We start from the raw sequence: 26,012 nt of genomic DNA, 5'->3' as shown, positions 1-26,012 counted from the left end.
GAGCTCCGATCGACGGCGGCGAGGGTCCGTGGTGTGGGAGAGGGGTGGCGTGCAAGGGGCCGACGACGCCGCGGCGCCGGCGGGCGTCGTTGCCGGTCCGCGTCCTTGTCGTGGGCCGGCGGCGCGGCCGTGTCCGAGGCTGGTGGCACAATGACTCCGTGGCTCGTTCAACCTTCGCTTCGCGTTCCTACAGCGACGACGCCGTGGTGCTGCGCACGTACAAGCTGGGGGAGGCGGACCGGATCGTGATCCTCCTGACCGCGGAGCACGGGCAGGTCCGGGCCGTGGCCAAGGGCGTGCGGCGCACCACGTCGCGTTTCGGCGCCCGGCTGGAACCGTTCAACGTGGCGCAGGTGCAGCTCGTCCACGGGCGCACGCTGGACATCGTCTCCCAGGCGGTGGGCCGCCGCTCCTACGGGGAGCGCATCGTGGCGGACTACGACCGCTACACCGCTGCGGCCGCGATGGCAGAGACCGCGGAGAAGCTCACCGCGGACGACTACGACACCGCCGCCCAGCACTACCGGCTGCTGACCGGGGCGCTCTCCGCGGTGGCACGCGGACTGCACGAGCCCGGGCGGATCCTCGACTCCTACCTGCTGCGGGCGGTCTCCCTCGCGGGCTGGTCGCCCAGTTTCGTCGACTGCGCCCGCTGCGGCGCTCCCGGTCCCCACCGCTCGTTCTCAGCGGCCCTCGGCGGAGCCGTGTGCCCGCAGTGCCGCCCGCCGGGTTCCGCGGCACCGGACGCCGCCACCTTCGTCCTCCTGGACGGGCTGCTGCGCGGCGACTGGACCGTCGTCGACGCCGCCCATCCCCGGACCGCACGCGCGGCCGCCGGTCTCGTGGCCGCCTACGTCCAGTGGCACATGGAGCGCACCGTCAGGTCCCTGGCACTCGTGGAGCGCGCGGGGGACTGAGACCCGCTCCGCAGGTCGGGCGCGGCGCCGGTCGAGCCCCGGAAGTTCTAGGGTGGGGGAGACACCCATCGTCGCTTCGACAGGATCCCCGCGTGAACCGTTTCTCCCCGCCGCCCCTGCACCCGAGCGGAGCCACCGCCCCGCGTCTGAACCGCTCCGACCTGCCCGAGCACGTGGCCCTGGTGATGGACGGAAACGGCCGGTGGGCCAACGAGCGGGGCCTGCCCCGCACCGAGGGACACCGCGCTGGTGAGCGGGCGCTGATGGACGTCGTGGCCGGCGCGATCGACCTCGGCATTCCGTACGTCTCCGCCTACGCGTTCTCCACCGAGAACTGGAAGCGATCCCCCGCGGAGGTCGCCTTCCTCATGAACTTCACCGGGGACGTCATGGCCCGCCAGCTGCCCACGTTCCAGGAGTGGGGGATCAGGGTGCGGTGGGCCGGCCGGCGTCCCAGGCTCTGGAACTCGGTGATCAAACGCCTTGAGACGGCCGAGCAGGAGACCCGGGACAACGACGTCATCACCCTCACGATGTGCGTGAACTACGGGGGCCGCGCGGAGATCGCAGACGCTGCGGCCGCGATGGCTCGAGACGCCGCGGCGGGTCGCCTGAAGCCGGGCTCCATCTCCGAGGCCACCGTCCAGCGCTACCTGGACGAGCCGGAGCTTCCGGACGTGGACATGTTTCTGCGGTCCTCGGGAGAGCAGCGGCTATCCAACTTCATGCTGTGGCAGTCCGCCTATGCGGAGATGGTCTTCCTGGACGCGCTGTGGCCGGACATGGACCGTCGGGTGCTGTGGCGCGCCGTCGAGGACTATGTGGACCGGGACCGCCGGTACGGGGGAGCCGTAGACCGAGTCCCGGCGAGCCCGCACGAGGGGTAACGGTCACCGGGGTGGATCCAAGTTGAAGGTGAAACGTGATATTTATCCCCCAAGTCTCACGTGAAACATGAATTTATGGGTGGCCCATGGTGGTGACCCATGCACCGTTCGACAGATGCACACGGCGTCATCCACCACCCGCGCCCCGCGAGTCCCCGCCGCTCGGCCCCGTCACCCGTGTGGAAAACTGGGGGGCATGCGCGTGTATCCCACCTTCTTCAAGCTCGCCTTCTCCTGGATGGACCCCGAGCTGGCCCACACCCTCGGCTTCGCGGGCATCAAGCTGGCCCACCGCTGCGGCATCGGCCGTGTGCTGAGCCGCCTCACGGCACCGGCCATCGGCGGCGAGGTGCGCGTGATGGGGCTGACGTTCCCGTCCGCGTTCGGCCTGGCGGCCGGCTTCGACAAGGGCGCGACCGGCACCCACGCCCTCACGAACCTGGGTTTCGGCCACGTGGAGATCGGGACCGTGACCGGACAGGGCCAGCCCGGCAACCCCCGCCCGCGGCTGTTCCGCCTGGTGGAGGACCGTGCCGTCATCAACCGCATGGGCTTCAACAACGACGGGGCGCAGGCCGTGGCGCCGCGCGTGGTCGCCGCGCTGCAGAGCCTGGCCCAGGAGGCCGCCCGCACGGGCAGGGCCCGCCCGGTGATCGGCGTGAACATCGGCAAGACGAAGGTCGTGGGTCTCGAGGACGCCGCGCAGGACTACGTGAGCAGCACCCGCGTGCTCGCGCCCTATGCGGACTACCTGGTGGTCAACGTGTCCTCTCCGAACACCCCGGGGCTGCGCCAGCTCCAGGAGCTCGACTCCCTGCGACCCCTGCTCGCCGCGGTGCGGGAGGAAGCGGACCGGGTGACGTCCCGCCGCGTGCCGCTGCTCGTGAAGATCGCCCCGGACCTCGCGGACGAGTACGTCCTGGCGGTGGCGGACCTCGCCCTGGACCTCGGCCTGGACGGGATCGTGGCCACCAACACGACGATCGCCCGCGAAGGCCTGGGGCTGCGGACCCCGGCGGAGGAGGTCGCGGCGGACGGCGCGGGCGGGCTCTCCGGCGCGCCGCTGGGCCGTCGTTCCCTCGAAGTGCTGCGCCTGCTGCGCGAGCACGTAGGGGACAGGCTCGTGCTCGTGTCGGTGGGGGGAGTGACCACGGCGCAGGACGTGCAGGAACGGCTCGACGCCGGGGCCTCGCTCGTGCAGGGGTACACCGCATTCCTCTACGAGGGCCCGTTCTGGGCGGCACGGATCAACCGCGGTCTCGCGCGCCTGGCCCCTCGGGGCCGCTGAGGCGTCCTCGGCGCGACCGCGTGGGAAGCCCATCCCCGCGGCGATGCGGGCGGCGTACCCACGAGCACACGGGCAAAGACGAGGGCCGGTCCACCGCGCGGTGGACCGGCCCTCGTCCTACGGGGTGCGGCGACCTCAGGCGGGACGCTCACCCCGGCGCACCTGGGGCTTGGGAAGGCGCAGGCGGCGGATGGTGAACGTGCGCATGGCGGCGTACCAGCGGGTGCCGCGCTGGACCGTTCCGAATTTGCGGCGCATGGCCGCGTGCATCCGCGTGGTCATGATCACGGCGTCGAGGACGCAGAGCAGGATGTAGCCGTAGACGATCCAGATCAGGGTCAGGGCCACGGACTGCACGGGCAGCCACATGAGCACGAAGATCAGCAGCAGGAAGATCAGCACGTACTCGCCGATGTTGAAGCGGGAGTCCACCCAGTCGCGGGCGAACCGGCGCTGGGGCCCGGCGTCGCGCGGGCCGAGGTAGCGCTCGTCGCCGGCCGCCATGCCGGCCTGGGCCACCTTGCGCTGCTCACGCACGGCCAGCTTGGACTCGGCCTTCGCGGCCTTGCGGTCCTCCGGGATCAGCGGACGACGCCGCGCGGCCTCCTGCTCCTTGCGGGTGGGCGTGGGCCTGCCCTTCTTGGCCTGCGGGGAGTGGCCGTCGCGGCCCTGTGCCCCGTGGGCGGAGGGTGCGGGGGAGTCCTTCACGGCCGCTGCGCGCACGGCGGTGGAACCCGAGGATTGATCTGCCTTCTTGCGTCCAAACACCCGACCAGCCTAACGGAGATCCCGCGGGTGCCGGCCCGCTTGACCGGCGGGCGTCCAGTGCGCGTGACTATGGTGGGATGCATGAGCACAGACTTCACCCGACCCGGTTCCGAAACCGTCGAGGCCCTGCGCCGCAGCGTCGTCGACTCACGCGCAGCCCTGCTGGAGGACCTCGGTGCCCTCGTGGCCATTCCGGGGATCGCGTGGGACTCCTTCGACGCCGCAGACCTCGACCGCAGCGCGGAGGCCGTCGCCGGGCTGCTGCGCGAGCTGCCCTTCGACGGGGTCGAGGTGCTGCGCGCCCCCACCGACTCCGAGGACAGGCCCGGGCACCCCGCCGTCGTCGCCCGCAAGGCCGCGGCACCCGGGCGCCCCACGATCCTGCTCTACGCTCACCACGACGTGCAGCCCCCCGGAAAGCGGGAGCTGTGGGAGACCGAGCCGTTCGAGGCCGTCGAGAAGGACGGTCGGCTCTGGGGGCGTGGTGCCGCGGACGACAAGGCCGGCGTGATGGCCCACGTGGGCGCCCTGCGCGCGTTCTTCGCCCAGCACGGCAGCGAGCCGGGCCTCGGCATCACCGTCTTCGTCGAGGGCGAGGAGGAGGCCGGCTCGCCCGGTTTCGAGGCGTTCCTCGCGGCCCACCGCGACAAGCTCGCCGCGGACGTCATCGTGATCGCCGACTCCGCGAACTGGGAGGTCGGGGTGCCGGCGCTGACCACGAGCCTGCGCGGCGTCGTCGGCGGCATCGTGGAGGTCGCGGTCCTGGACCACGCCGTGCACTCCGGGATGTTCGGGGGACCGATCCTGGACGCGCCCACCGTCCTCTCCCGCCTGATCGCCACGCTGCACGACGACGACGGTGCCGTGGCCGTCGAGGGCCTGCTGAGCGAGGACCACACGGACGTCGACTATGACGAGGCCCGGTTCCGCGCGGACGCGGGCGTGCTCGACGGCGTTCGGCTGGCCGGGCGCGGCTCCATCTCCTCGCGGATCTGGACCCAGCCGGCCATCTCGGTCACGGGCATCGACGTCACGGAGGTGGACAAGGCCTCCAACACCATCGCCGCCACGGCCCGGGCCAAGCTGAGCCTGCGGATCGCTCCCGGGCAGGACCCGAAGGTCGCGGGGGAGGCGCTGCGCAGGCACGTGGAGGAGCACGCTCCCTTCGGTGCGCACGTGACCTTCCACCTGGAGGAGACCGGGCAGTCCTTCCGCGCGGACACGGACGCCGTGAGCTCCCGGATCGCCCTGTGGGCCTTCGAGGAGGCGTGGGGCCGCCCCGCCGTGACCGCGGGCATGGGCGGCTCCATCCCCTTCACCGCGACCCTCACCGAGGCGTACCCTGAGGCGCAGATCCTCATCACCGGCATCGAGGACCCGGACACCCGGGCCCACAGCGCCAACGAGTCCCTGCACATCGAGGACTTCCTGCACGCCGTCACCGCGGAGGCCCTCGTGCTCTCCGCACTCGCGGAGCAGGAGACGTCCCCCGGCTCCTCACCCGCGGAATGATTCCCCGGACCTCGACGTTGGACGTCGCAGAAGGCATCGGCCGCACCCGGGCGTGAGACCCGGGTCGTAGAAGAAAGAAAGTGAGCACCATGAGCGTCACGACCGAGAACGAGACCACGCAGGACCTGCCCACCCACGAGGTGCTGCTCACCGACAACGCCGCCCAGAAGGTGCGCGACCTCCTGGAGCAGGAGGGCCGCACGGACCTGCGCCTGCGCGTCGCAGTGCAGCCCGGCGGCTGCTCCGGGCTGATCTACCAGCTCTACTTCGACGAGCGCGTCCTCGACGGTGACCACGTTCGCGACTTCGGCGGCGTGGAGGTCATCGTGGACAAGATGAGCGTGCCCTACCTCAGCGGCTCCACGGTGGACTTCGAGGACACCATCTCCAAGCAGGGCTTCTCGATCGACAACCCCAACGCGCAGGGCTCCTGCGCGTGCGGCGACTCGTTCCACTGATCCCCGCGGCACCGAAGGGGTGTGCGTCGGCCCGAAGGCCGCGCACACCCCTTCGGCCTCTCTTCGTCACATGCCTCGTCCGCGTCCCTCTGAACCCCCGGTGGGTCCGCCACGGCCCCCCCCGGACCGGGTCCGGGAGGGAGGATTCAGAGGAGATGACCGCGCGTTCGTCGAGCTGCTGCGTCGTGGCCGAGCAGCTGCCGAGCCGGGTGCGCAGGCGACACGGCGCGCTGACACAGTGTCAGCACATCGAGGGCCTGAGGGGTAAGCTTCCTACGGAGAACAAGTAACGGGCGACGCGTCCTGCCTGCCCTCGGTGCAGGACAGATGCCGACCCCACGTACAGAAGAGGAAGGGCCGTCTGTGAGTTCGCAAACTCGAACCGGCACCCGCCGCGGCCGAGCGCTCAAGGTCTCGGCAGTGGCAGTCCTGGCGACGATCTCGCTCACCGCGTGCTCGGAGCAGTCGAAGGTTGGCTTCCTGCCCACCGAACGGGGCACCACCGACAACGCCGACCAGGTCATGGACCTCTGGATCGGCTCGTGGATTGCCGCCCTGGGCGTCGGTCTCCTGGTGTGGGGCCTCATGCTCTGGTGCATGGTCGCCTACCGCCGGCGCAAGAACGAGACCGGCTACCCCCGCCAGCTCGCCTACAACGCGCCGCTGGAGATCTTCTACACGATCGTGCCGATCGCCATGGTCGTCAGCCTGTTCTTCTTCTCCTTCCGTGCGCAGACCGCCATCACGGAGCGCTTCGACAACCCGGACACCAAGATCCAGGTCTACGGCAAGCAGTGGGCGTGGGACTTCAACTACCTCGACGAGGACGTCCACTACCAGGGCGTGCAGGCGCACCTCACCGGTGAGACCGGCGTCGAGAAGACGCTGCCCACCCTCTACCTCCCCGCCGACAGCAAGGTGGAGCTCGAGATCTCCTCCCGCGACGTCATCCACTCCTTCTGGGTCCCCGCCTTCCTCGAGAAGATCGACATGGTCCCGGGCCGCACCAACTACATGAGCTTCACCACCGGCCGTGAGGGCACCTTCGCCGGCAAGTGTGCAGAGCTGTGCGGTGAGTACCACTCCGAGATGCTCTTCAACGTGTCCGTCGTGAGCAAGGACGAGTACAACGCCCAGATGAAGAAGCTGCGCGACGAAGGCAACACGGGAATCATCGGCGACGAGTACAACCGCAACCCGAACCTCAACGCAACGTCCAACAACTAGGGGATAGGCAATGTCTACGCTCGAATACTCGCGGGACGACGCGGCTACCGCCGCACCCCGTGTTGTCCCACGCTCCAAGGGCAAGGTGATCGTCAACTGGCTCACCTCGACCGACCACAAGACCATCGGGTACATGTACCTGATCTCGTCCTTCATCTTCTTCTGCGTGGGCGGCGTCATGGCGCTGCTCATCCGTGCGGAGCTCTTCGAGCCCGGCATGCAGATCCTGGAGACGAAGGACCAGTACAACCAGCTCTTCACCATGCACGGCACGATCATGCTGCTGATGTTCGGCACCCCGCTGTTCATCGGCTTCGCGAACGTGATCGTTCCGCTGCAGCTGGGCGCCCCTGACGTGGCCTTCCCGCGTCTGAACGCCCTGTCCTTCTGGTTCTTCCTGTTCGGCTCCCTCGTGGCCGTCTCCGGCTTCATGTCCCCCCAGGGCGCGGCCTCGTTCGGCTGGTTCGCCTACGCACCGCTGAACAGCACCACGTTTAGTCCGGGTGTCGGTGGCGACCTTTGGGTCTTCGGCCTGGGCCTGCAGGGCTTCGGCACGATCCTCGGTGGTGTCAACTTCATCACCACCATCGTGTGCATGCGCGCTCCGGGCATGACCATGTGGCGCATGCCCGTGTTCACCTGGACCGCGCTGATCACCGCCATGCTGATCATCATGATCTTCCCGCCGCTGGCCTCCGCGCTCTTCGCGCTCGGCATGGACCGTCGCCTGGGCGGCCACATCTTCGACGCGGAGAACGGTGGGGCCATCCTGTGGCAGCACCTGTTCTGGTTCTTCGGTCACCCCGAGGTGTACGTGTTGGCCCTGCCGTTCTTCGGCATCGTCTCGGAGATCGTCCCGGTGTTTTCCCGCAAGCCGATCTTCGGGTACAAGGGTCTCGTCTTCGCGACCATCGCAATCGCGGCGCTGTCCGTGACCGTGTGGGCGCACCACATGTACGTGACCGGCGCGGTGGCCCTGGGCTTTTTCTCCTTCATGACCATGATGATCGCGGTGCCCACCGGTGTGAAGTTCTTCAACTGGATCGGCACCATGTGGCAGGGATCGCTCACGTTCGAGACGCCCATCCTGTGGGTGCTGGGCTTCCTGTTCACCTTCCTGTTCGGTGGTCTGACGGGCGTCATCCTGGCGACGCCGCCGCTGGACTTCCACGTGTCCGACACCTACTTCGTGGTGGCGCACTTCCACTACGTGATCTTCGGAACCATCGTGTTCGGCATGTTCGCGGGCTTTTACTTCTGGTGGCCCAAGTTCACCGGCAAGATGCTCAACGAGCGCATCGGCAAGATCCACTTCTGGCTGTTGTTCGTCGGCTTCCACATGACCTTCCTCATCCAGCACTGGCTGGGCGTGGACGGCATGCCCCGCCGCTACGCGGACTACATGCCCGAGGACGGCTTCACCTGGATGAACCAGTTCTCGACCATCGGCTCCATGTTGCTGGGCGTCTCCATGATTCCGTTCCTCTGGAACGTGTACACGACGCACCGCAATGCCAAGAAGGTCGAGGTGGACGATCCCTGGGGCTTCGGTGGCTCGCTCGAGTGGGCGACCTCCTGCCCGCCGCCGCGCCACAACTTCACCTCGCTGCCGCGCATCCGCTCGGAGCGTCCGGCGCTTGATCTCCACCACCCGGAGCTCTCCGCCTACTCCACCCAGCAGTTCGACGCCGAGAAGCCCCTCGTGGGCGGGACCACCGGAGGGAACGCACGATGAAGGCAACCATCAAGCTGTTCCTGATGCTGGCGGTCTTCTGCCTCATCGTCGGGTTCATCTACGGCTACGTGACGGACTTCCAGGAGCTTGCGGGCTTCCCCGCTCTGCTCGCCCTGTCGGCCATGAGCTTCATGCTCGTGATCTACCTCTGGCTCGTGCAGCGCTCCACCGGGGGAACCCTCCCGGAGGACCGTGAGGACGGCGAGATCGTGGAGATGTCCGGCGACTACGGGTTCTTCTCCCCGTGGAGCTGGTGGCCCCTGCTGCTCGGCATCGGTTGCGCGCTGTTCGTGACCGCGCTGGCCGTCGGCTGGTGGATCGTGGGCCTGGCCGTTCCGGTGGCCCTGCTGGGTCTTTTGGGCCTGATCTTCGAGCACTCCCGCGGGGAGTACTCGCACTGATCGGGATCTGACAGTCGGCACCGACACAGCCCGCCCCATCCGTCATGGATGGGGCGGGCTGTTTTTGTCGTGGGGTGACAACTGGCGTGCGCGGCCTTTGCACGCATCATGAGGCATGAGTCCCGAGCTGGCTGATGATCACGTCATCGGTCGCTTCCGCGGAATGCTGTCCACCGGGGTTCTTCAGCTGTGAGATCGATGCCAGGTCTGGCGGCCTTCCCTACGGAGCCATGGGATTCGCTCGCGCTCGGCTCGGGGGGGGTGCGGCATGATTTCAAGCATGAGGATCGAAACGCCCACCGCACAGCTGCTGCATGAAGCCGCCACTATGGCGACCACGTCCGGGATCGGGATGACATCTGCCGAGATCGAGACCGAGATCGGAGCCGGACGTCTACGGCCTCAGTGGTCGCAGGTCGCCATCGACGATGCTGGCCAAGTCATCGGCCGGGCCTTGTGGTGGGGCGGGACCAACAGACCCCCCTGGCGCTTGACGTGTGGGATGTCGTGGCGGGTCACACGGAGGCGGCAAAGGTCCTCCGCGCGCTTCTTAAGCGCGGCCACGCCGTTCTGGCCGCTCGCGGTATCCCTGTCCCGTTGCCGCACACCCTGCGTGTCCCCGTCGCCTGGCGCGAGGACGCCGCGGTGGCCCACGAGGTCCACACGAAGATCGTAGAGGCCACGGGCATGGGTCTGGGGCACCACAACGAGCGGCGGCAGTTCGAGTGGAAACAAGTGACCCCCGTCATCCCTCCCAGCTCGCGGCTGCGGTTTGAGCCAGCTGATGACGACACGTTCATCAGTCTCTTCGCCCGCGTCATGCCCGGCTCCCTCGACGTCATGACCCGACGCGAGTTGGCCACCACCGATGCGCTGAGCTTGGCGCGAGACGAGGTGGACTACTACCGTTCCTGACCCGGCGACCGGGACTGGTGACGCCTCGCGTACGACGAGTACGGCTCCGTCGTGGGGATCGCCATCCCCTCAGTCACCCCGACGAACCGCAACGTCGGGTATCTGGCGGTCCTGCCAGAACACCGCGGGCGCGGATACGTCGACGATCTCCTCGGGTTCATCACCGCTTTTCATGCCGCGTCCGGAGCTGACAGGATCACTGCCACCACGGATGCCGTGAACACGCCGATGGCTGCAGCGTTCGAGCGGGCCGGCTACCAGTGCACCGAGACACGAATCGACCTCGAGCGCTGACACACCTTCCGAGCCCATCTGCCCCACGCAGTCTCGCTGCGGAGCACGCATCACGATGACAGGGCACCGGCAATCTCGTTGAGGGCGTCGAGGAGGGCGCTGTGTTCGAGCGTGGGTGACTTCGCGCCGGAGAGACCCACTTGGGAGGGCGAGCCGGACGTCCTAACCCGTATCAGCGACGCCCAGTTCGACCCCTGAGGGGCGTAGCGGGGTGTCTTAGCCCCCTTAGAGCTGGCACCGACCGACGAGCCCGTCGGTGCCCCACGAGCCGCGAAGACGGTACTGCCCAGAGCGAGCGAAAGGGCCCGTGGTGGGCGGTGCATTTCTGCACGCCTCCACGGGCCCTTTCGCGGACGCACCGAGGTGCGCCGGGGATAGTGCCTACTTCTCGAGCTCACCGCCGGGGGACCCGGCGCCGACGCCCGCGGGCTCGGCGTGGTGACCGTGGTCGTGAGCGGCCTCCAGCTCGGCCGGGGTGACCGGAGCAACGCGGTCCTCGAAGAACAGGCGGCTCAGACGACCGCGGAGCTTCTCGGTACCGGTGACCTTGCCCTCGGCATTTGCACGGGCGGGGAGCACCTGACGGTCCTGGAAGTCCACCAGCTTGTAGCGACGGTACTCGTCGAGCTGCTCGTGGACCTCCACGAACTCGCCGTGGGGCAGGGCCTGGATGCGGCCCGACTCGCGGCCGTGGAGCACGATCTCACGGTCCTTGCGCTGCAACGACAGGCAGAACCGGCGGACGATGATGAACGCCAGGATGGGACCCAGGAAGTACAGCGCGCGCAGCCAGTAGATGACGTCGTTCACGGCCAGGTGGAAGTGCGTGGCGATGAGGTCACCGCTGGCGGCCATCATCTGCACGGCGTAGAACGTGATGCCCGCAGCACCCACCGCGGTGCGGAAGGGGGCGTTGCGCGGACGGTCCAGGATGTTGTGGACGCGGTCGTCGCGGGTGACCCATCGCTCGATCCAGGGCCAGGCGAACATGACCACGAACATGCCAGCCATGGGGATCAGCGGCAACAGGATCGCCAGCGGAACCGCGAGGCCGAAGATGCTGACCTCCCAGGAGAACGGCCAGTTGCCGGGCATCAGGCGCAGTCCGCCGTCGGAGAAGCCCATGTACCAGTCAGGCTGCGAACCGGCCTGCACGGGGGAGGGATCGTAGGGACCGTAGTTCCAGATGGCGTTGATCGTCGTGGTGCCCGCGATGGCAGCGAGGATGCCGAAGACAATGAAGAAGAAGCCCCCGGCTTTGGCCGCGTAGATGGGGCCCACGGGGAAGCCGACCACGTTGTCCTCAGTGCGGCCGGGGCCGGGGTACTGGGTGTGCTTGTGGACGACGACCATGAACAGGTGAATCACGATCATCACCAGGATCAGCGCGGGGATGATCAGCACGTGCACGATGTAGAGGCGGCCGATGATCGCGTGACCCGGGAACTCGCCACCGAACATGAACATGGAGATGTAGGTGCCGACGATCGGCATGGACTTGGCGATCGCATCAGCGATGCGCAGGCCGTTGCCGGAGAGGACGTCGTCCGGGAGGGAGTAGCCAGAGAAGCCGGCGACGATCGCGAGGATGAAGAGCACGCAGCCGACGACCCAGTTGAGCTCGCGCGGGCGCCGGAACGCACCGGTGAAGAAGACACGAAGCATGTGCACGGACAGCGCCATGACGAACATCAGCGCGGACCAGTGGTGCAACTGGCGAAGGAAGAGGCCGCCTCGGATGTCGAACGAGATGTTCAGCGCTGAGGCGTAGGCCCCGGACATCTCCACGCCCTGCATGGGCACGTAGCTGCCCTTGTACTCCATGGAGGTCATGGTCGGGTCGAACCAGAATGCCAGGAACGTGCCCGAGAGCAGGAGGATGACGAAGCTGTAGAGCGCCACCTCACCGAACATGAAGGTCCAGTGGTCCGGGAAGACCTTGCGGCCGAACTCCTTGACCATGGCGGAGGCACCCACGCGGGTGTCCACGAAGTTGGCAATGCGACCGGTGACGGTGCTGGGCCGATACTCGAAGTCTGACGAAGTAGACATTAGTTCCCCTCACCCTGCATTTCCTTGACTGCGAAGTCACGCTGGGAGTATGTCGGTCCCACGGGCTCGTGGAAGTCGCTGCGCGCCACGAGGTAGCCGTCGGAGTCAACGGAGATGGGCAGCTGCGGCAGCGGGCGGGAAGCCGGGCCGAAGATGACCTCGCACTCGTTCACGAGGTCGAAGGTGGACTGGTGGCACGGGCACAGCAGGTGGTGCGTGTGCTGCTCGTACAGAGCGATCGGGCAGCCCACGTGGGTGCAGACCTTGGAGTAGGCGAAGATGCCGTCCACGTTCCAGTTCTTGCGCTCCTCGGAGACGTTGACCGTGTCCGGGTCCAGGCGCATGAGCAGGACGACGGCCTTGGCCTTCTCGTTGAGGTAGCCGTCTTCGTGGCTGAGGCTGCTGAGGCTCTCGGGTACGACGTGGAAAACGGAGCCCAGGGTGACGTCCGACGCCTTGATGGGGGTGCCGGAGGGGTCACGGACGAGGCGGACACCTTCGTCCCACATGGTGTGGCGCAGGACCTTGAGGTCCGTGGGGCCGAGATCCTTGAGCAATCCGACGAAGGGGAGGGGCATCAGCACGGCGGCACCGATGAGCGTGTTGCGCAGCAGCGGGCGACGCTTGACCCCGGACTCGTCGTAGATGGTGTTGAGGATGCTCTGTGCTTCGGCGCGATCCTCTTCACTTCGGATGTCGTGGCGCATCTCGACGATCTCGTGATCCGGCATGAGCGTGCGGGCCCAGTGGACCACGCCGATGCCGATGCCGAACATGCCGAGTGCGATGCCAAGACCGAGCAGCGTGTTCTGAAGACGCAGCTGGCTCGTGGGCTCGGTGTTCACCGCGTCGTACAGGGGGCCGTCCACGCGGATGCCGAAGTAGGCCACGAAGAACAGGACTGATCCGACCATGGAGAGCAGGAACAGGATCAGAACCTGGTGCTCCGCACGTTTTGCAGCCTTGGGGTCTACGTCGGTCACGCGGGGGCGGTGCGGGGGAAGCCCCGGGTTGGGGAACTGTTCCTGCTCCGCGCCGTCCGAGGTGACAACCGCCCCGCTCTTGTGGGGAGTGCCATCACGATGGTCGCCCATGTGGTCCCTCATTCTTCTCTTGGTGCTGTGAATAGTGTCAGGGGTGCCGACCCGGGGCCGGCGGATGCTCTCAGGCGGAGCGGGAGGTCAGCCAGACGGTGAAGCCGATAACGACCACCAGACCGATGGTCCAGATGAACAGGCCCTCCGAGACGGGGCCGAGCGAACCCAGGCTGAATCCGCCGACCGTGGTGTTGTTGTCGAGCGTCTTCAGGTAGGTGATGACGTCGCGCTTCTCGTCCGGCGTGATGTTGGCGTCGTTGAAGACGGGCATGTTCTGCGGGCCGGTCTGCATGGCCTCGTAGATGTGCTTCTCGCTCACGCCCATGAGGGAGGGGGCGAACTTGCCGCGGGTCAGGGCGCCGCCCTGGCCGGCCGCATTGTGGCACATCGCGCAGTTGACCAGGAACACCTGGGCGCCGTTGGCGGAGTTGCCCTTGGAGATGTCCAGGTACTCTTCGGCGGGAACACTGGGACCCGCGCCGAGGGAGGCGACGTACGCGGCGAGCTGGCCGGTCTGCTCCTCGGTGAACTGCGGCGGCTTGACCTGCGCCTGGGGGCCCTGCATCTGCATGGGCATGCGGCCGGTGCCGACCTGGAAGTCCACGGAGGATGCGCCCACACCGATCAGGGACGGACCGGAGTCCGTGCCCTGGGCCTTCATGCCGTGGCAGGTGGAGCAGTTGGACATGAAGAGCTTCTGTCCCTGCTCGATGTCCTGAGCCGAGTAGGTGGTCGTCTCGGCCTTCGCTTCGTTGGTGGTTGTGGCAACTGCGTAGAGTCCACCGGTGAGAAGCAAAGCCATGACCAGCAGCGCGAGGGCTGCCATGGGATGGCGGCGCTTTTGTGAGAGTGCCTTCACGTCAAACGTTCCTTTTACTCGGTTCTGAGACTTGGATGGGTGAGGTCCTGGCTCCGGCTACTTGATGAAGTAGACCAGGAGGAACAGGACGATCCAGACCACGTCGACGAAGTGCCAGTAGTAGGACACCACGATGGCCGAGGTGGCCTCGTAGTGGCCGAAGCGCTTGGCGACGAAGGCGCGGCCGATGATGAAGAGGAATGCGATGAGGCCGCCGGTCACGTGCAGGGCGTGGAAGCCCGTGGTGATATAGAAGGCGGAGCCGTACGCATTGGCCGCTATGCTGACGCCCTCGGAGACCAGGGACGCGTACTCGTAGACCTGCACGGACACGAAGACCGCGCCCATGAGGAACGAGAGGGCGAACCATTCGGTGAGGCCCCACTTGCTGAGCTGGAACAGGCCGCCGGTGCGGCGGGGCTGCAGTCGCTCGGCCGCGAAGACACCGAACTGGCAGGTCACCGAGCTGAGCACGAGGACGATGGTGTTGATCGTGGCCATGGGCACGTTCAGCATCTCGGTGTTCTCGTGCCACACCTCAGGAGAGGTGGCGCGCAGGGTGAAGTACATGGCGAAGAGGCCGGCGAAGAACATCACTTCCGAGGACAACCACACAATGGTGCCCACGGAGGTGAGGTTGGGGCGAGTGATGCTCGCCGTCACCGGTTTGGCTGGGGTATGAGTCGCAGTTGTCACAGAGACATTATGTCGCCAAAACTCTCGGCGGACCAACCACCGCGACGTTCGGCGCGCACCGTGTCGCGCGCCGCCGCCGTGATCTGGGTGACGTTCCGAGCACGGACCGGGGCGCGCCCGCCCCGGGAATCCGGGGCGCGGCGGTGCCGGGGGAGTGATCCGCGCCTCAGCGAGCCGGACGGTAGAGTCGGCAGCGTGACTACCTCGAACGACGCACGGACCTCCATCCAGTGGCCGGATCTCCTGGCGGCCCTCAGCCAGCGGCAGGACCTCTCCTGGGACCAGTCCTTCTGGGCCATGGACAACATCATGTCGGGAGAGGTGCCCGATGCCGTGATCGCGGGCTTCCTGATGGCGCTGCGGACCAAGGGCGAGAGCGTCGCCGAGCTCAACGGCCTGGCGGACGCCATGGTGCGCCACGCTCGTCCCATCACGGTGGAGGGGCCCGCGCTGGACATCGTGGGCACCGGGGGAGACCGGCTGTCGAGCGTCAACATCTCCACGATGGCCGCGCTGGTCTGCGCCGGCGCCGGCGCGCGCGTGGTCAAGCACGGCAACCGGGCGTCGTCGTCGAAGTCCGGGTCCGCAGACGTCCTCGAGGAACTCGGTGTGCAGCTGGACGTGCCGGTGGACCGCGTCCAGCAGGCCGTCTCCGAGGTCGGGATCACGTTCCTCTTCGCGCAGACGTTCCACCCTTCCATGCGCTTCGCCGCGGCGGCCCGCAAGGCGCTCGGCGTGGCCACGGCGTTCAACTTCCTCGGCCCCATCACGAACCCGGCCCGCGTGGGCGCGTCCGCGATCGGCGTCGCGGATGCCGCCCTGGCGCCCCTGATGGCCGGCGTGTTCCAGAACCGCGGGGACCGCGCGCTGGTGTTCCGCGGAGGTGACGGGCTCGACGAGCTGACCGTGACCGCGCCGTCCGCCGTGTGGGAAGTCCGGGACGGCCGCATCACGGAGCACACGCTGGATCCCCTGGATCTGGGCATGCCGCGGGCGTCCATCGCTGACCTGCGCGGCGGGGACGCCTCCTACAACGCCGGGGTGGTGCGCGACGTGCTCGACGGCGCCCCCGGCCACGTCCGCCATGCCGTTCTGCTCAACGCCGCGGCGGGGCTCGTGGCCGTGGACGAACGAGCGGACGAACCCTTCCAAGAACGCTTCGCGGCCACGGTGGCGCGAGCTGCGGAGGCCATCGACTCGGGGGCCGCCCGGGACGTGCTCGCGCGCTGGGTGGCCTTCGCCGCGGCGTAGCGCGGCCACTGCGGCGTCCCTCTTCGCGTGGGCGCTGTCCTTGGTGCGGGAGGGCGCTGACGCACCCTGACCGCCGTCCCGGCGTGCCACATACGGTGGTCATGGCCCACCAGTGACGACGACGCCCGCCCCGGTTCTCGGGGCGGGCGTCGTGCTGCGCGGGCTCGGCAGGTCAGTCGTCGATGCCGAGGGCGAAGGCGGCGTCGAGATCGTGGGTGCTGTAGGTGCGGAACGCGATGTTCGTGTTGGTGGAGACCACCCCGTCCACCTTGGAGAGCTCGTCCGCGATCACGTCGGCAAGGCGCTCGTGCTGCTGCACGCGCACCAGGGCGATGAGATCCCACTCGCCGGTCACCGAGTAGACCTCCGTGACGCCACGGATGTCGGAGACCTCCTGAGCGACCTCGGGGATCCTGTCCGAGGTGGTCTTGATCAGAACGATGGCGGTGAACATGGGGGTTCCTTTCCGGACGGCGGCCCCGGCCCACGAGCGGGTGCTGCGCGGTGGTCAGGGATTTTCAGGCGTAGTAGTAAGAGGAGAAGACCTAACGGGCCTCAGCGACGGCGGGCCCGTCGCACACCGGCGACGATCGCTCGGTAGCCCAGCAGGAAAACACCGAGCACCACGAGGCTCACGATCATGAACGACACCGCGGTTCCCTGATCCGTCAGAGCGCGCAGCAGCATGCCGACGACTTCCGTGGCCAGCCACACGACGACGCCGGTGGGCCACAGGGCGGCGGGGGAGCGGGCACCCCGGGAGACGAGCCAGCCCACCAGCGTGCCCACGAGAAACGGCCACGCCGTGAGGAACATCCCGCCCCCATCCTCACCGTGGCTGGCCCGGCCAATGGCCGCGAAGACCACTACGAGGACAAGGTCCGCCAGGAGGTAGAGGGGCCACCGGGAGGTTTCGCGGCCCGGGGCTACGGCCGTGGGAGTCATTCGTGTTTCAGGGGCCCGGTGGTTCGTGGAGTCAGGGGTGGGGGTCGAAGAAGTGCTCATGTCTCGATCGTAGCCTCCGTATGTATATGGAGTCGTACGTGAAACTTGAGTTCACAGTGTCGAGTCTCACGTGAGTGTTGAATACAAGAGGACGGTGCTTCAGCCCTCGAGGGCTCGCAGTTCGACCTTCTGGCCGCACGCCGCCGATGCCTGGGTCGCGCGCTCCAGGGCCGCGGCCTGATTGACGGCCTCGATGATCCAGAAACCGCCCAGCGCAGCGGCGGCCACGGAGAACGGTCCGGGCGTGACGTCAGGCTCCAGGGGGACCGGCCCGGCTGAGTCCACTGTGATGGCGGATTCCGGGGGAGTCAGTGACCCGGCGTAGACCCACTGGCCCGCCGCCTGGCAGGTCCGCATTGAACTGAGTGACGGCCGCGAACGCCGCCTGCATGTCCTCCTCACTGCCGTAGGCCGCGCCGGCGCTCTGAACGCCCGGCTGGTGAAAGACGGAGATCATGAACTGGGCCATCCCAGCTCCTTTCACATGGTGGAAACGCACGAATGCGGTAGGTCACATCCATCTAACCGGATGTCGCGGGGTCGCACCATGGACGTCGCACAGAACGCGCCGACGGTGACCAGTAGGACGCCGAACGACGATCTGCTCGCACGTGGCATTCTGCGGCGCACCGTTTGTACCAGTCGGATGTGCGGGGCGGACGGAGTGGCGTGTGGTCGTTGCGCGGTCAGTCGACGTCCGGCCCGCGTTGGAGACCCGTGTGACAACTCGGGCGCCGTGTGAGGTTGTTGTCGCGTCGCTGCCGGGGCTTCCTGAGAGTCGAACCTCTCAACGGCTGATCATGGTCTATCAGCGCATCACCGCGGATATCCCAATGTCCGATAATGTACATTATGTAAAGTAGACCGGAAGGGGCCCCGCCCGCACACAGGATCTGCACCAGATTCAGCCCCCGGGGGCGCCCCCTGCTTCCGGTCACTCGTCCCACTCGACGCGGTGCGCAGCGCACACACGAACCTGCCCTCCCCACCGAGGTGACGGTGCGGAGGGCGGGTGGCGCGGCGTCGTCGTGCGTGCTGGTCGCTGACGGCGGCGCCGCGCTCTCGTGCCGGGTGCGGCCGGAGTTTATGCGCGCTGCGGCGCGTTGGCTCCGTAGCCATCGGCGGTGCCGGTGCCATCGGCGTCAGGGGTCTCGGTGACGGACTCCCCCGTGGCTCCGTAGCGCGCGGCGGTACTATGCTGCGCCGTGTGCGGGTGGCGTGGCTCATGATGAAGGATGGGCTGCTCTGGCTCGTCCTTGCCCGTGATGGACGACTCGTTCTTGTGGTGCCCCAGCAGGGTGAGGACCACGCCCAGCGCGACCCACCCGATCAGGGCCCAGAACCGGGCCGCGATGTTCGCGTCCGGGAAGTAGGACAGGTCGCGCAGCAGCGTGCCGGACAGCCCCGGGACGAGCCACTGCCCGATCTCCCCGAAGGGCGCGACGATGAACTCCTTGGGTGAGGTCAGGGCGGAGATGGGGTTGTCGATGAACATGGTCAGAACGGCGCCCACCGCGAGTCCTGCGCGTCCGATCAGCGAGCTCAGGCCCACGATCACGGACGCCGTGGCCGCGATGCCCAGGCCGATGCCGGCCCAGTTGGCGAAGAAGTTGGACTGCATGATCGAGGCCAGTGCGAGGCCCCCGAAGATGCCGTAGAGGGCGATGGCCAAGAGATGCTTGCGGGCACCGGTGACGAGCGTGGAGATCAGGATGCCGCCGATCATGCCGCCCATGGTCAGGGGCAGGCCGGCAATGGCGAGGCCGCTCCCCCACGGATCGTCCTCGGACAGGGGCACGACGTCCGTGGTCTTCACGGTCGGCGGGGTCATGGCCTGCTGGCCGGAGCCCTGCTGCTGGCCCTGCAGGGCTGCGAGACCGCTCGGGCCCTGGCTCAGTGCGCCGGTGATCTTCTGCAGCGCCTGGGTGGTCTTCTCGATGACCTGCTGGTCGATCCCCCGCTGCATGGTGGTGCCCATGCTCGTGAGCATCTGCGACGCCACGGGGCTCGCGGCGCTGGCGGTCAGGATCTCGGGTGAACCGCCCAGCACGATCCCGCCGTAGACCTCGCGGGTCTTGATGCCGTTAACAATGTCCTCGCGGTCCGCGACCGGGTGAATGTCCGGGAGGTTCTCCGGCATCTTCTCGGTGACGGTGTCGATCTGCTCCTGCGTGCCGACCACCGCGACCGGCAGGTTCTCGGTCTTGGACGTGACGGTGGGCCACGCGAACGCCAGCAGGACGATGGACACCACGACCGTGGCGATCAGTGCGGCACGGACGCTCTCGGTCCATGCAGGCCGCTGGCGCGGCTCGGGGGTCTTGACGTGCGACACAGCGCACTCCTTCCACAAAGAATGTTTGTTCTTGAAGAGTGTGGCCCCGTCCGGTACCGTGTCAAGAACGATCATTCGTTTTTGGAGGTGGACGTGCCCAAGGTCAGCGAAGAGCACAGGGAACAGATGCGGCGTCGGATCCAGGACGCCGCGCTCATGTGCATCGGGCGCAAGGGGTTCTCGGGCGTGTCCATGGCGGACATCATTGCGGAGTCGGGACTCTCGGCCGGTGCCGTGTACGTCTACTACAAGGGCAAGGACGAGCTGTTCCTGGACGCCAGCCGCGGCGTGATGCGGGACCGCCTGGGGATGCTCGAGGGACTGCGCGAGCAGCGCCCGCTCCCCCATCCCGCGCGCGCCCTGGCCTACGTGGTCCAGGACATCCCCCAGCGCGGCACCTTCCCCGGTCTGCCGGTCCAGGTCTGGGGCGAGGCCGTGCGGCGCCCAGAGATGCAGGGCGCGGCACTGGCCATCCTCAAGGAGGCCCGGGCGCAGCTCTCCGCCTACCTCCGGGCCTGGCTGGCCGCGGAGCGGGGCCTCCCCGAGAGCGACGCCGCCGCGCTGGCGGAGCGCCTGGCCCCCGCCTTCATCGGGATCGTCCAGGGCTACATGGTGCAGGTGAGCCTGTCACCGGACCCGGACGTCACGCACGACCGGTACGTGGAGGCCGTGGAGGCGCTGCTCAGCGGGGTGCTCGCACCCCGAGGGGTTCAGGCAGCGGCCGCTCAGAGCACCGAGCGGTAGACCTCGAGCGTCTGCTCGGCGATCGACTCCCACGCAAAGTGCTCCGCCACGCGGCGTCGTCCTGCCTCGCCCATGCGGCGGGCGCGGGCGGGGTCGGTGACGACCTCGGTGAGGGCGGCGGCGAAGTCGTCGACGAACTTCTGGGGGTCCAGGGGCGTGCCGGTGCCGTCCGTGACCTGTTCGATGGGGACGAGCAGCCCGGTCTCGTCGTGCACGACGACCTCGGGGATGCCGCCGGTGGCGGAGGCGACGACGGCCGCTCCGCAGGCCATGGCCTCCAGGTTGACGATGCCGAGGGGCTCGTAGACGGAGGGGCACGCGAACGCGGTGGCGTGGGAGAGGATCTGGATGACCTCGCGGCGCGGGAGCATCTTCTCGATGAGTACGACGCCGTCGCGTTCGCGGCGCAGCTGCTCGATGAGGCCGTTGACCTCTGCGGCGAGCTCGGGGGTGTCCGCGGCGCCGGCGCACAGCACGAGCTGGACCTCCGGGGGCAGCTGGAGGGCGGCGCGCAGCAGGTAGGGCACACCCTTCTGGCGGGTCACGCGGCCCACGAAGACCACGGAGGGGCGTTCGGGGTCGATGCCGTACTCGTCGAGGACGTCGGTGTCCGTGTCGCGGTGCCACTGGGAGACGTCGATGCCGTTGTGGACGGTGCGCACGCGCTCCGGGTCCACGTTCGGGTAGGAGCGCAGGATGTCCTGGCGCATGCCCTCCGAGACGGCGATGATCGCGGCGGCGGCCTCGTAGGAGGTCTTCTCCACGAAGGAGGATATGCGGTACCCGCCGCCGAGCTGCTCGGTCTTCCAGGGGCGCAGGGGCTCCAGGGAGTGCGCGGAGAGCACGTGGGGGATGTCGTACATGAGCGAGGAGAGGTGCCCGCCCATGTTGGCGTACCAGGTGTGGGAGTGGACCAGGTCCGCGCCCTCGATGTCCTGGATCATGGTGAGGTCCACGCCGAGGGTCTGGACGGCGGCGTTGGCGGCGTCGAGCTCGGCGGGCACCGGGTAGGCCGTGACGTGGGCGCCGTGGAAGTCCGGTTCGCGCGGCTCCCCGAAGCAGCGGACGTTGAGGTCCACGAGCGGTGCGAGCACGCGGGAGAGCTCGGCCACGTGCACCCCCGCTCCCCCGTAGATGGCCGGCGGGAATTCTTTGCTCAGGATGTCTACTCGCACGCAGTGAGCGTACTGCACATCACACGGCGGCCGCAGGGGCAAAAACTCGGCAACACTTCGGACAGCGTGGTGGCGGGGTGCTCGCCGTGGTGGACAATGGCGGCAACGACCAGTCAACGTCGACGCCGCGTCGGGGTCCTTGGGGGCCTGACCTGCTCGGGAAGTAAGAGGTAGGAATGTCACGTCAGAAGAAGGTCCTCGCGATCGTGCTGGCCGGCGGTGAGGGCAAGCGCTTGATGCCGCTCACGGAGGACCGTGCCAAGCCGGCCGTGCCGTTCGCCGGTGGCTACCGGCTCATCGACTTCGCGCTGTCCAACCTGGTGAACTCCGGGTACCTGCAGATCGTGGTGCTCACGCAGTACAAGTCGCACTCGCTGGACCGTCACCTCTCGGAGACGTGGCGGCTGTCCACGCAGCTGGGCAACTACGTGACGTCCGTGCCGGCGCAGCAGCGTCGCGGCAAGGACTGGTTCCTGGGCTCGGCGAACGCGATCTACCAGTCCATGAACCTGATCGACGACGCCGATCCGGACATCGTGGTGGTGGTGGGCGCGGACCACGTGTACCGCATGGACTTCTCGAACATGGTGCAGAAGCACGTGGAGTCCGGGGCCAAGGCCACGGTTGCGGCAGTGCGCCAGCCCATGGAGATGGTCAAGTCGTTCGGCGTGATCGAGACGGACGAGCAGGATCCCACGCGGATCGCCCGGTTCGTGGAGAAGCCGGACACCACCGCGCCCCTCGCGGACGACCCCAACTCGTTCCTGGCCTCGATGGGCAACTACGTCTTCGACCGCGACGCCCTCGTGGAGGCGCTGCGCAGCGACAACCGCAAGGCGGACACCCACCACGACATGGGCGGCGACATCATGCCGTACTTCGCGCAGCGCGGTGCGGCCCTGGTCTACGACTTCACGAACAACGACGTCCCCGGCTCCACCGAGCGGGACCGTCAGTACTGGCGGGACGTGGGCACGCTGGAGTCCTACTACGACTCCCACATGGACCTGATCCGCCCGCTGCCGGTATTCAACCTCTACAACTACGACTGGCCCATCTACACGCACCAGATCATGGCCCCGCCGGCGAGGACGGTGCGCGGTCCCAACGGGCAGGCGGGAGTGGCCTTCGACTCGATCGTCTCCCCCGGTGTGCTGATCACGGGTGGGCACGTGGGCTCCTCCGTGCTCTCCCCCAAGGTCAAGGTGGAGCACGACGCCCGCGTGACGGAGTCGGTGCTGATGCAGAACGTCCAGATCGGGGCGGGCGCCACCGTGCACCGCTGCATCCTGGACAAGAACGTGGTGGTCCCGGAGGGCTTCACCGTCGGTCTGGACCGCGAGCAGGACCTCGCCCGCGGTCTCACGGTCATGGACTCGGGGCTCACGATCGCCCCGAAGAACTACCGCTTCGAGAAGTAGCCGCACCACCGTTCTCGGCTCACGCCCGAACCCCGGCGCCCCGCCACGGACCCGTCGTCCGTGCCGGGGCGCTGCCCGTGTCCGGGGCGTTTCGTGCCTGCGGCGCGAGTGCCTGCGGTGTGGTGTCCGGGGCCCCGGGCTGTGGCGTCCGGGCTCGCGCACCGGCCGTGGCGGGTGGAGTTCCCGGCAGCCGGGGACGACGCCGCGGCGGGGCGGCGCGCCAGCCGCGCCCCGCGGCGTCGTCGTGGGCGCGGCGGTGCCTACACTGGGCCCATGGGATCCTCGAGCCTGACCAGAGACGAAGCGACGACCAGGGCCGAGCAGATCAGGGTGGTGGACTACCGGGTGGTCGTGGACCTCTCCGGGGCGCAGGATCCGGGGCGCACGAGCTTCGGCTCCGAGGTCAACGTGCGGTTCACGGCGGAGGAGGGCGCGGAGTCGTTCATCGACTTCATCCACGACTCGGTGTCCAGCGTGGAGCTCAACGGCGAGCTGCTGGACGTGGATGACGTCGTGGAGGGTTCCCGGATCCGGCTTCCGGAGCTGGGCGAGGCGAACGAGCTGCGCGTGGTGGGACGCGGCCTGTACTCCCGTTCGGGTGAGGGGCTGCACCGCTACGTGGACCCGCAGGACGGCGAGGTCTACATCTACACGCAGTACGAGCCCGCGGACTGCCGCCGGGTGTTCGCGGTGTTCGAGCAGCCGGACCTGAAGGCCGAGTTCCAGTTCACCGTGATCGCTCCCCCGCAGTGGCTCGCGGCGTCCAACGGTGAGCTGGTGGCGAGCCGGCCGTGCGACGACGGCGACGTGCCCGGAGCGGTGAGCCACGAGTTCGCCCCCACGCAGCGGATCTCCAGCTACATCACCACGATCCTCGCCGGCCCGTACACGCGCGTCACGGACGAGTGGAGCGGCACCGACGCCCAGGGCGAGCCGGTCACCATCCCGTTGGCGCTGTACTGCCGCAGGGCGCTCGCGGACGCCATGGACTCCGAGGAGCTCTTCGCCCTGACCAAGCAGGGGCTGGACTTCTTCCCGCGGCTCTTCGCCTTCGCCTACCCGTTCGGCAAGTACGAGCAGGCGTTCGTGCCAGAGTACAACCTGGGCGCCATGGAGAACCCGGGGCTCGTGACGTTCACCGAGGACTACCTCTTCCCGTCCGGGGCCACCCGTGCGCAGCTGGCGGGGCGCGCCAACACGCTGATGCACGAGATGTCCCACATGTGGTTCGGGGACCTGGTCACCATGCGCTGGTGGGACGACCTGTGGCTCAAGGAGTCCTTCGCCGAGTTCATGGGCGCGTACGCGTGCGTGCACGCCACCCAGTACACGGACGCGTGGGTCACGTTCGCCCTCGCCCGCAAGGAGTGGGCGTACCGCCAGGACCAGCTGCGCACCACGCACCCGGTCGTCGCGGACATCGTGGACCTGGAGGCTGCGCGCCAGAACTTCGACGGCATCACCTACGCCAAGGGCGCGTCCGTGCTGAAGCAGCTCGTGGCCTTCGTGGGCGAGGAGTCCTTCGTGGACGCCTGCCGCGCGTACTTCCGTCGCTTCGCGTTCCGCAACACGGACCTCGCGGACTTCCTGGACGTCCTCGACGAGGCGTGCGACCACGATGTCCGCGCCTGGGCCCAGCAGTGGCTGCACACCACCGGCGTCCCCGTGCTCTCCTTCGCCGTCTCCGGGGACGCCGCCGCCGGGTCCGGTTCCGGGGCCACGCTCACCCAGAGCGCGCGCGAACCCCGCCCGCACGTCCTGACCGTGGGCGTCTACGGCCGCTCCGCCGCGGACGCGCCCGTCACGGTCACCGAGCGTGTGGAGGTCCGCGTGCCGGCCGAGGACGGCCCCACGGACCTGCCGGAGGACCGGGCGGCGGTGCTCGCGGGCGCGCTCGCCGGGGACGACGCCGTCGTCGGCACCACGTTCGCGCTCCTCAATGACACCGACCTCACGTACTGCCTGGCCCACCCGGACGCCCGCTCGCTCGCCGCGCTGACCCGAGTGGTGGGAGGGATCGAGGACCCCCTGGCGCGCGCCGTCGGCCACTCCCAGCTCTGGGCGGCCGTCCGCGACGGGCGGCTGCGCCCCGAGGACTACGTGCGCATGGTCGCGCAGCGCTGCACCGGGGAGACCCACGCGGCGATCCTCACCACCGTGCTCGACCACGCCCGCCAGGCCCTCGGCGAGTACGTGCCCGTGGCCCACCGCGTGCACGTGCGCCGGGTGCTCCTCGACGCCCTGCGCGACGCCCTGCTGCGGGCCGCCCCGGGTTCCGACGCCCAGCTGATCCTCGCCCGCGCGTTCTCCCGCGAGGCCGCGCGGGACGGCGCCTACGCCCGGCCCATCCAGGAGTGGCTCGGCGGCATCCGCAGCATCGAGGGTCTGCCCCTCACCCCGCAGCTGCGCTGGTCCATGCTCACCGCCGTGACCGCCACCGGTCACAGCACCATGTCCGAGCTGCGCTCCGAGCGGGCCCGGGACTCCTCCCGCGACGGACACCTGGGACACCTCCAGGCGCTCGCGGCCATGCGCTCGGACCGCGCCAAGCAGCAGGCCTGGGAGCGGATCCTCTCGGGAGAACTCTCCAACGACGAGCTCAGCGCCACGATCTCCGGCTTCCAGCTGGCCTCCCCCGCCGTGCTGCGCCGCTACGAGGACGCCTACTTCGAGCAGGTCACCCGCTGGTGGGACGAGCGCTCCATGGAGATCGCCACGCGCATGGTACGCGGTCTCTACCCGCGCACCCTGGACGTGCGGGCCTCCTCCGCGGCGGTCACGGACGTCGTCGCCCGGCACCGCGTGGTGCGGGCGACCACCCGCTGGCTCGACGAGCACCAGGATGCTCCGGCGGCCCTGCGACGGATCATGACCGAGCTGCTGGACGAGGCCCGGCGCAGCGTGGACCTGCAGGCCAGGTGCCTGACCCGGTGACCCGCGGTCGGTGTCCTCACAGTGGATGAACCTCGATGCAC

24 protein-coding genes are annotated in these 26,012 nt (G+C 68.4%); 14 read left to right on the top strand and 10 right to left on the bottom strand.

Features of this window, described 5'->3' with window-relative positions:
- Positions 1-158: 158 nt before the first annotated feature.
- The 3 genes from recO to KVA01_RS08610 all read left to right on the top strand — a co-directional run bounded on the left by recO (position 159) and on the right by KVA01_RS08610 (position 3,092).
- A complete protein-coding gene (recO, locus tag KVA01_RS08620; RefSeq protein WP_141269788.1) occupies positions 159-917 on the top strand; it encodes a DNA repair protein RecO in 759 nt (252 codons plus the stop codon).
- A 92-nt stretch (positions 918-1,009) separates the two neighbouring features.
- Positions 1,010-1,804: an isoprenyl transferase gene (locus KVA01_RS08615; RefSeq protein ID WP_068470230.1), complete on the top strand. Its 795-nt coding sequence runs from the start codon at positions 1,010-1,012 to the stop codon at positions 1,802-1,804.
- A 196-nt stretch (positions 1,805-2,000) separates the two neighbouring features.
- On the top strand, positions 2,001-3,092 hold the full coding sequence (locus KVA01_RS08610; protein WP_141269786.1) for a quinone-dependent dihydroorotate dehydrogenase: 1,092 nt from the start codon (positions 2,001-2,003) through the stop codon (positions 3,090-3,092).
- Between the two features lie 135 nt (positions 3,093-3,227).
- Here the strand turns inward: KVA01_RS08610 and KVA01_RS08605 are convergent, their stop codons facing one another.
- Positions 3,228-3,860 (bottom strand): DUF3043 domain-containing protein, encoded by a 633-nt coding sequence (locus tag KVA01_RS08605; protein WP_068470226.1) that lies wholly within the window; start codon positions 3,858-3,860, stop codon positions 3,228-3,230.
- A gap of 81 nt (positions 3,861-3,941) precedes the next feature.
- Here KVA01_RS08605 and KVA01_RS08600 point away from each other — a divergent pair, with 81 nt between their 5' ends.
- From KVA01_RS08600 to KVA01_RS12975, 7 genes are all read left to right on the top strand, one after another.
- Positions 3,942-5,372 (top strand): dipeptidase, encoded by a 1,431-nt coding sequence (locus KVA01_RS08600; protein WP_141269784.1) that lies wholly within the window; start codon positions 3,942-3,944, stop codon positions 5,370-5,372.
- Positions 5,373-5,461: 89 nt separating this feature from the next.
- Positions 5,462-5,830: a HesB/IscA family protein gene (locus KVA01_RS08595; protein ID WP_068470255.1), complete on the top strand. Its 369-nt coding sequence runs from the start codon at positions 5,462-5,464 to the stop codon at positions 5,828-5,830.
- 420 nt (positions 5,831-6,250) lie between these two features.
- Positions 6,251-7,057 carry an aa3-type cytochrome oxidase subunit II gene (gene ctaC / locus KVA01_RS08590; RefSeq protein ID WP_141269782.1) on the top strand — a complete coding sequence of 269 codons (807 nt, stop codon included), beginning with the start codon at positions 6,251-6,253 and terminating at the stop codon, positions 7,055-7,057.
- A gap of 10 nt (positions 7,058-7,067) precedes the next feature.
- A complete protein-coding gene (gene ctaD, locus KVA01_RS08585) occupies positions 7,068-8,792 on the top strand; it encodes an aa3-type cytochrome oxidase subunit I (RefSeq protein WP_141269780.1) in 1,725 nt (574 codons plus the stop codon).
- A complete protein-coding gene (locus KVA01_RS08580; protein WP_141269778.1) occupies positions 8,789-9,193 on the top strand; it encodes a cytochrome c oxidase subunit 4 in 405 nt (134 codons plus the stop codon). The genes ctaD and KVA01_RS08580 overlap by 4 nt, the downstream gene beginning before the upstream one ends.
- A gap of 597 nt (positions 9,194-9,790) precedes the next feature.
- Positions 9,791-10,108: a hypothetical protein gene (locus KVA01_RS12980; protein WP_233438821.1), complete on the top strand. Its 318-nt coding sequence runs from the start codon at positions 9,791-9,793 to the stop codon at positions 10,106-10,108.
- Between the two features lie 51 nt (positions 10,109-10,159).
- Positions 10,160-10,402 carry a GNAT family N-acetyltransferase gene (locus KVA01_RS12975; RefSeq protein WP_068470216.1) on the top strand — a complete coding sequence of 81 codons (243 nt, stop codon included), beginning with the start codon at positions 10,160-10,162 and terminating at the stop codon, positions 10,400-10,402.
- Positions 10,403-10,783: 381 nt separating this feature from the next.
- Here KVA01_RS12975 and qcrB read toward each other — a convergent pair whose 3' ends face one another.
- The 4 genes from qcrB to ctaE all read right to left on the bottom strand — a co-directional run bounded on the left by qcrB (position 10,784) and on the right by ctaE (position 15,106).
- Complete coding sequence (qcrB, locus tag KVA01_RS08570; protein WP_141269776.1) at positions 10,784-12,454, bottom strand: cytochrome bc1 complex cytochrome b subunit; 1,671 nt, start codon at positions 12,452-12,454, stop codon at positions 10,784-10,786.
- Positions 12,454-13,548, bottom strand: coding sequence for a cytochrome bc1 complex Rieske iron-sulfur subunit (qcrA, locus tag KVA01_RS08565; protein ID WP_174805719.1), 1,095 nt, complete (start codon positions 13,546-13,548; stop codon positions 12,454-12,456). The genes qcrB and qcrA overlap by 1 nt, the downstream gene beginning before the upstream one ends.
- A 70-nt stretch (positions 13,549-13,618) precedes the next feature.
- Positions 13,619-14,410, bottom strand: coding sequence for a cytochrome bc1 complex diheme cytochrome c subunit (gene qcrC / locus KVA01_RS08560; RefSeq protein ID WP_068470207.1), 792 nt, complete (start codon positions 14,408-14,410; stop codon positions 13,619-13,621).
- Positions 14,411-14,467: 57 nt separating this feature from the next.
- The gene (gene ctaE / locus KVA01_RS08555; RefSeq protein WP_068470205.1) at positions 14,468-15,106 is read right to left on the bottom strand and encodes an aa3-type cytochrome oxidase subunit III; all 639 of its coding nucleotides are present in this window, start codon (positions 15,104-15,106) and stop codon (positions 14,468-14,470) included.
- 195 nt (positions 15,107-15,301) lie between these two features.
- Here ctaE and trpD point away from each other — a divergent pair, with 195 nt between their 5' ends.
- Positions 15,302-16,357, top strand: coding sequence for an anthranilate phosphoribosyltransferase (gene trpD / locus KVA01_RS08550; protein ID WP_068470203.1), 1,056 nt, complete (start codon positions 15,302-15,304; stop codon positions 16,355-16,357).
- Positions 16,358-16,529: 172 nt separating this feature from the next.
- Here trpD and KVA01_RS08545 read toward each other — a convergent pair whose 3' ends face one another.
- From KVA01_RS08545 to KVA01_RS08530, 4 genes are all read right to left on the bottom strand, one after another.
- Positions 16,530-16,811, bottom strand: coding sequence for an Lrp/AsnC family transcriptional regulator (locus tag KVA01_RS08545; RefSeq protein WP_068470201.1), 282 nt, complete (start codon positions 16,809-16,811; stop codon positions 16,530-16,532).
- Between the two features lie 101 nt (positions 16,812-16,912).
- The gene (locus KVA01_RS08540; RefSeq protein WP_233438820.1) at positions 16,913-17,362 is read right to left on the bottom strand and encodes a DUF3054 domain-containing protein; all 450 of its coding nucleotides are present in this window, start codon (positions 17,360-17,362) and stop codon (positions 16,913-16,915) included.
- Positions 17,363-17,461: 99 nt separating this feature from the next.
- Positions 17,462-17,647, bottom strand: coding sequence for a YciI family protein (locus KVA01_RS12970; RefSeq protein WP_233438819.1), 186 nt, complete (start codon positions 17,645-17,647; stop codon positions 17,462-17,464).
- A 799-nt stretch (positions 17,648-18,446) separates the two neighbouring features.
- On the bottom strand, positions 18,447-19,697 hold the full coding sequence (locus KVA01_RS08530) for a YhgE/Pip domain-containing protein (RefSeq protein ID WP_231860674.1): 1,251 nt from the start codon (positions 19,695-19,697) through the stop codon (positions 18,447-18,449).
- A gap of 93 nt (positions 19,698-19,790) precedes the next feature.
- On the opposite strand from KVA01_RS08530, the gene KVA01_RS08525 reads away from it, so the two are divergent.
- Entirely contained in the window at positions 19,791-20,441 is a 651-nt protein-coding gene (locus KVA01_RS08525; protein WP_233438818.1) for a TetR/AcrR family transcriptional regulator, read from the top strand.
- Here KVA01_RS08525 and glgA read toward each other — a convergent pair.
- Positions 20,423-21,616, bottom strand: coding sequence for a glycogen synthase (glgA, locus tag KVA01_RS08520; protein ID WP_141269771.1), 1,194 nt, complete (start codon positions 21,614-21,616; stop codon positions 20,423-20,425). The two genes, KVA01_RS08525 and glgA, sit on opposite strands and share 19 nt — an antisense overlap.
- A gap of 176 nt (positions 21,617-21,792) precedes the next feature.
- Here glgA and glgC point away from each other — a divergent pair, with 176 nt between their 5' ends.
- Entirely contained in the window at positions 21,793-23,037 is a 1,245-nt protein-coding gene (gene glgC / locus KVA01_RS08515) for a glucose-1-phosphate adenylyltransferase (RefSeq protein WP_141269769.1), read from the top strand.
- A 273-nt stretch (positions 23,038-23,310) separates the two neighbouring features.
- The gene (gene pepN / locus KVA01_RS08510) at positions 23,311-25,971 is read left to right on the top strand and encodes an aminopeptidase N (protein WP_141269767.1); all 2,661 of its coding nucleotides are present in this window, start codon (positions 23,311-23,313) and stop codon (positions 25,969-25,971) included.
- Positions 25,972-26,012: the final 41 nt, after the last annotated feature.

The sequence above is a fragment of the Kocuria varians genome (genome assembly GCF_006539885.1).
GTDB lineage: Bacteria > Actinomycetota > Actinomycetes > Actinomycetales > Micrococcaceae > Kocuria > Kocuria varians.
Note: the sequence above shows the minus strand (reverse complement) of the source record. Positions and strands in the feature narration are given on the sequence as shown.

Excerpts from the sequence above, each read along its gene's own strand:
- KVA01_RS08610 (WP_141269786.1), top strand. The coding sequence starts at position 2,001 with ATGCGCGTGTATCCCACCTTCTTCAAGCTCGCCTTCTCCTGGATGGAC.
- KVA01_RS08600 (WP_141269784.1), top strand. The coding sequence starts at position 3,942 with ATGAGCACAGACTTCACCCGACCCGGTTCCGAAACCGTCGAGGCCCTG.
- KVA01_RS08595 (WP_068470255.1), top strand. The coding sequence starts at position 5,462 with ATGAGCGTCACGACCGAGAACGAGACCACGCAGGACCTGCCCACCCAC.
- ctaD (WP_141269780.1), top strand. The coding sequence starts at position 7,068 with ATGTCTACGCTCGAATACTCGCGGGACGACGCGGCTACCGCCGCACCC.
- KVA01_RS08580 (WP_141269778.1), top strand. The coding sequence starts at position 8,789 with ATGAAGGCAACCATCAAGCTGTTCCTGATGCTGGCGGTCTTCTGCCTC.
- qcrB (WP_141269776.1), bottom strand. The coding sequence starts at position 12,454 with ATGTCTACTTCGTCAGACTTCGAGTATCGGCCCAGCACCGTCACCGGT.
- qcrA (WP_174805719.1), bottom strand. The coding sequence starts at position 13,548 with ATGGGCGACCATCGTGATGGCACTCCCCACAAGAGCGGGGCGGTTGTC.
- KVA01_RS08545 (WP_068470201.1), bottom strand. The coding sequence starts at position 16,811 with ATGTTCACCGCCATCGTTCTGATCAAGACCACCTCGGACAGGATCCCC.
- KVA01_RS08540 (WP_233438820.1), bottom strand. The coding sequence starts at position 17,362 with ATGAGCACTTCTTCGACCCCCACCCCTGACTCCACGAACCACCGGGCC.
- glgC (WP_141269769.1), top strand. The coding sequence starts at position 21,793 with ATGTCACGTCAGAAGAAGGTCCTCGCGATCGTGCTGGCCGGCGGTGAG.
- pepN (WP_141269767.1), top strand. The coding sequence starts at position 23,311 with ATGGGATCCTCGAGCCTGACCAGAGACGAAGCGACGACCAGGGCCGAG.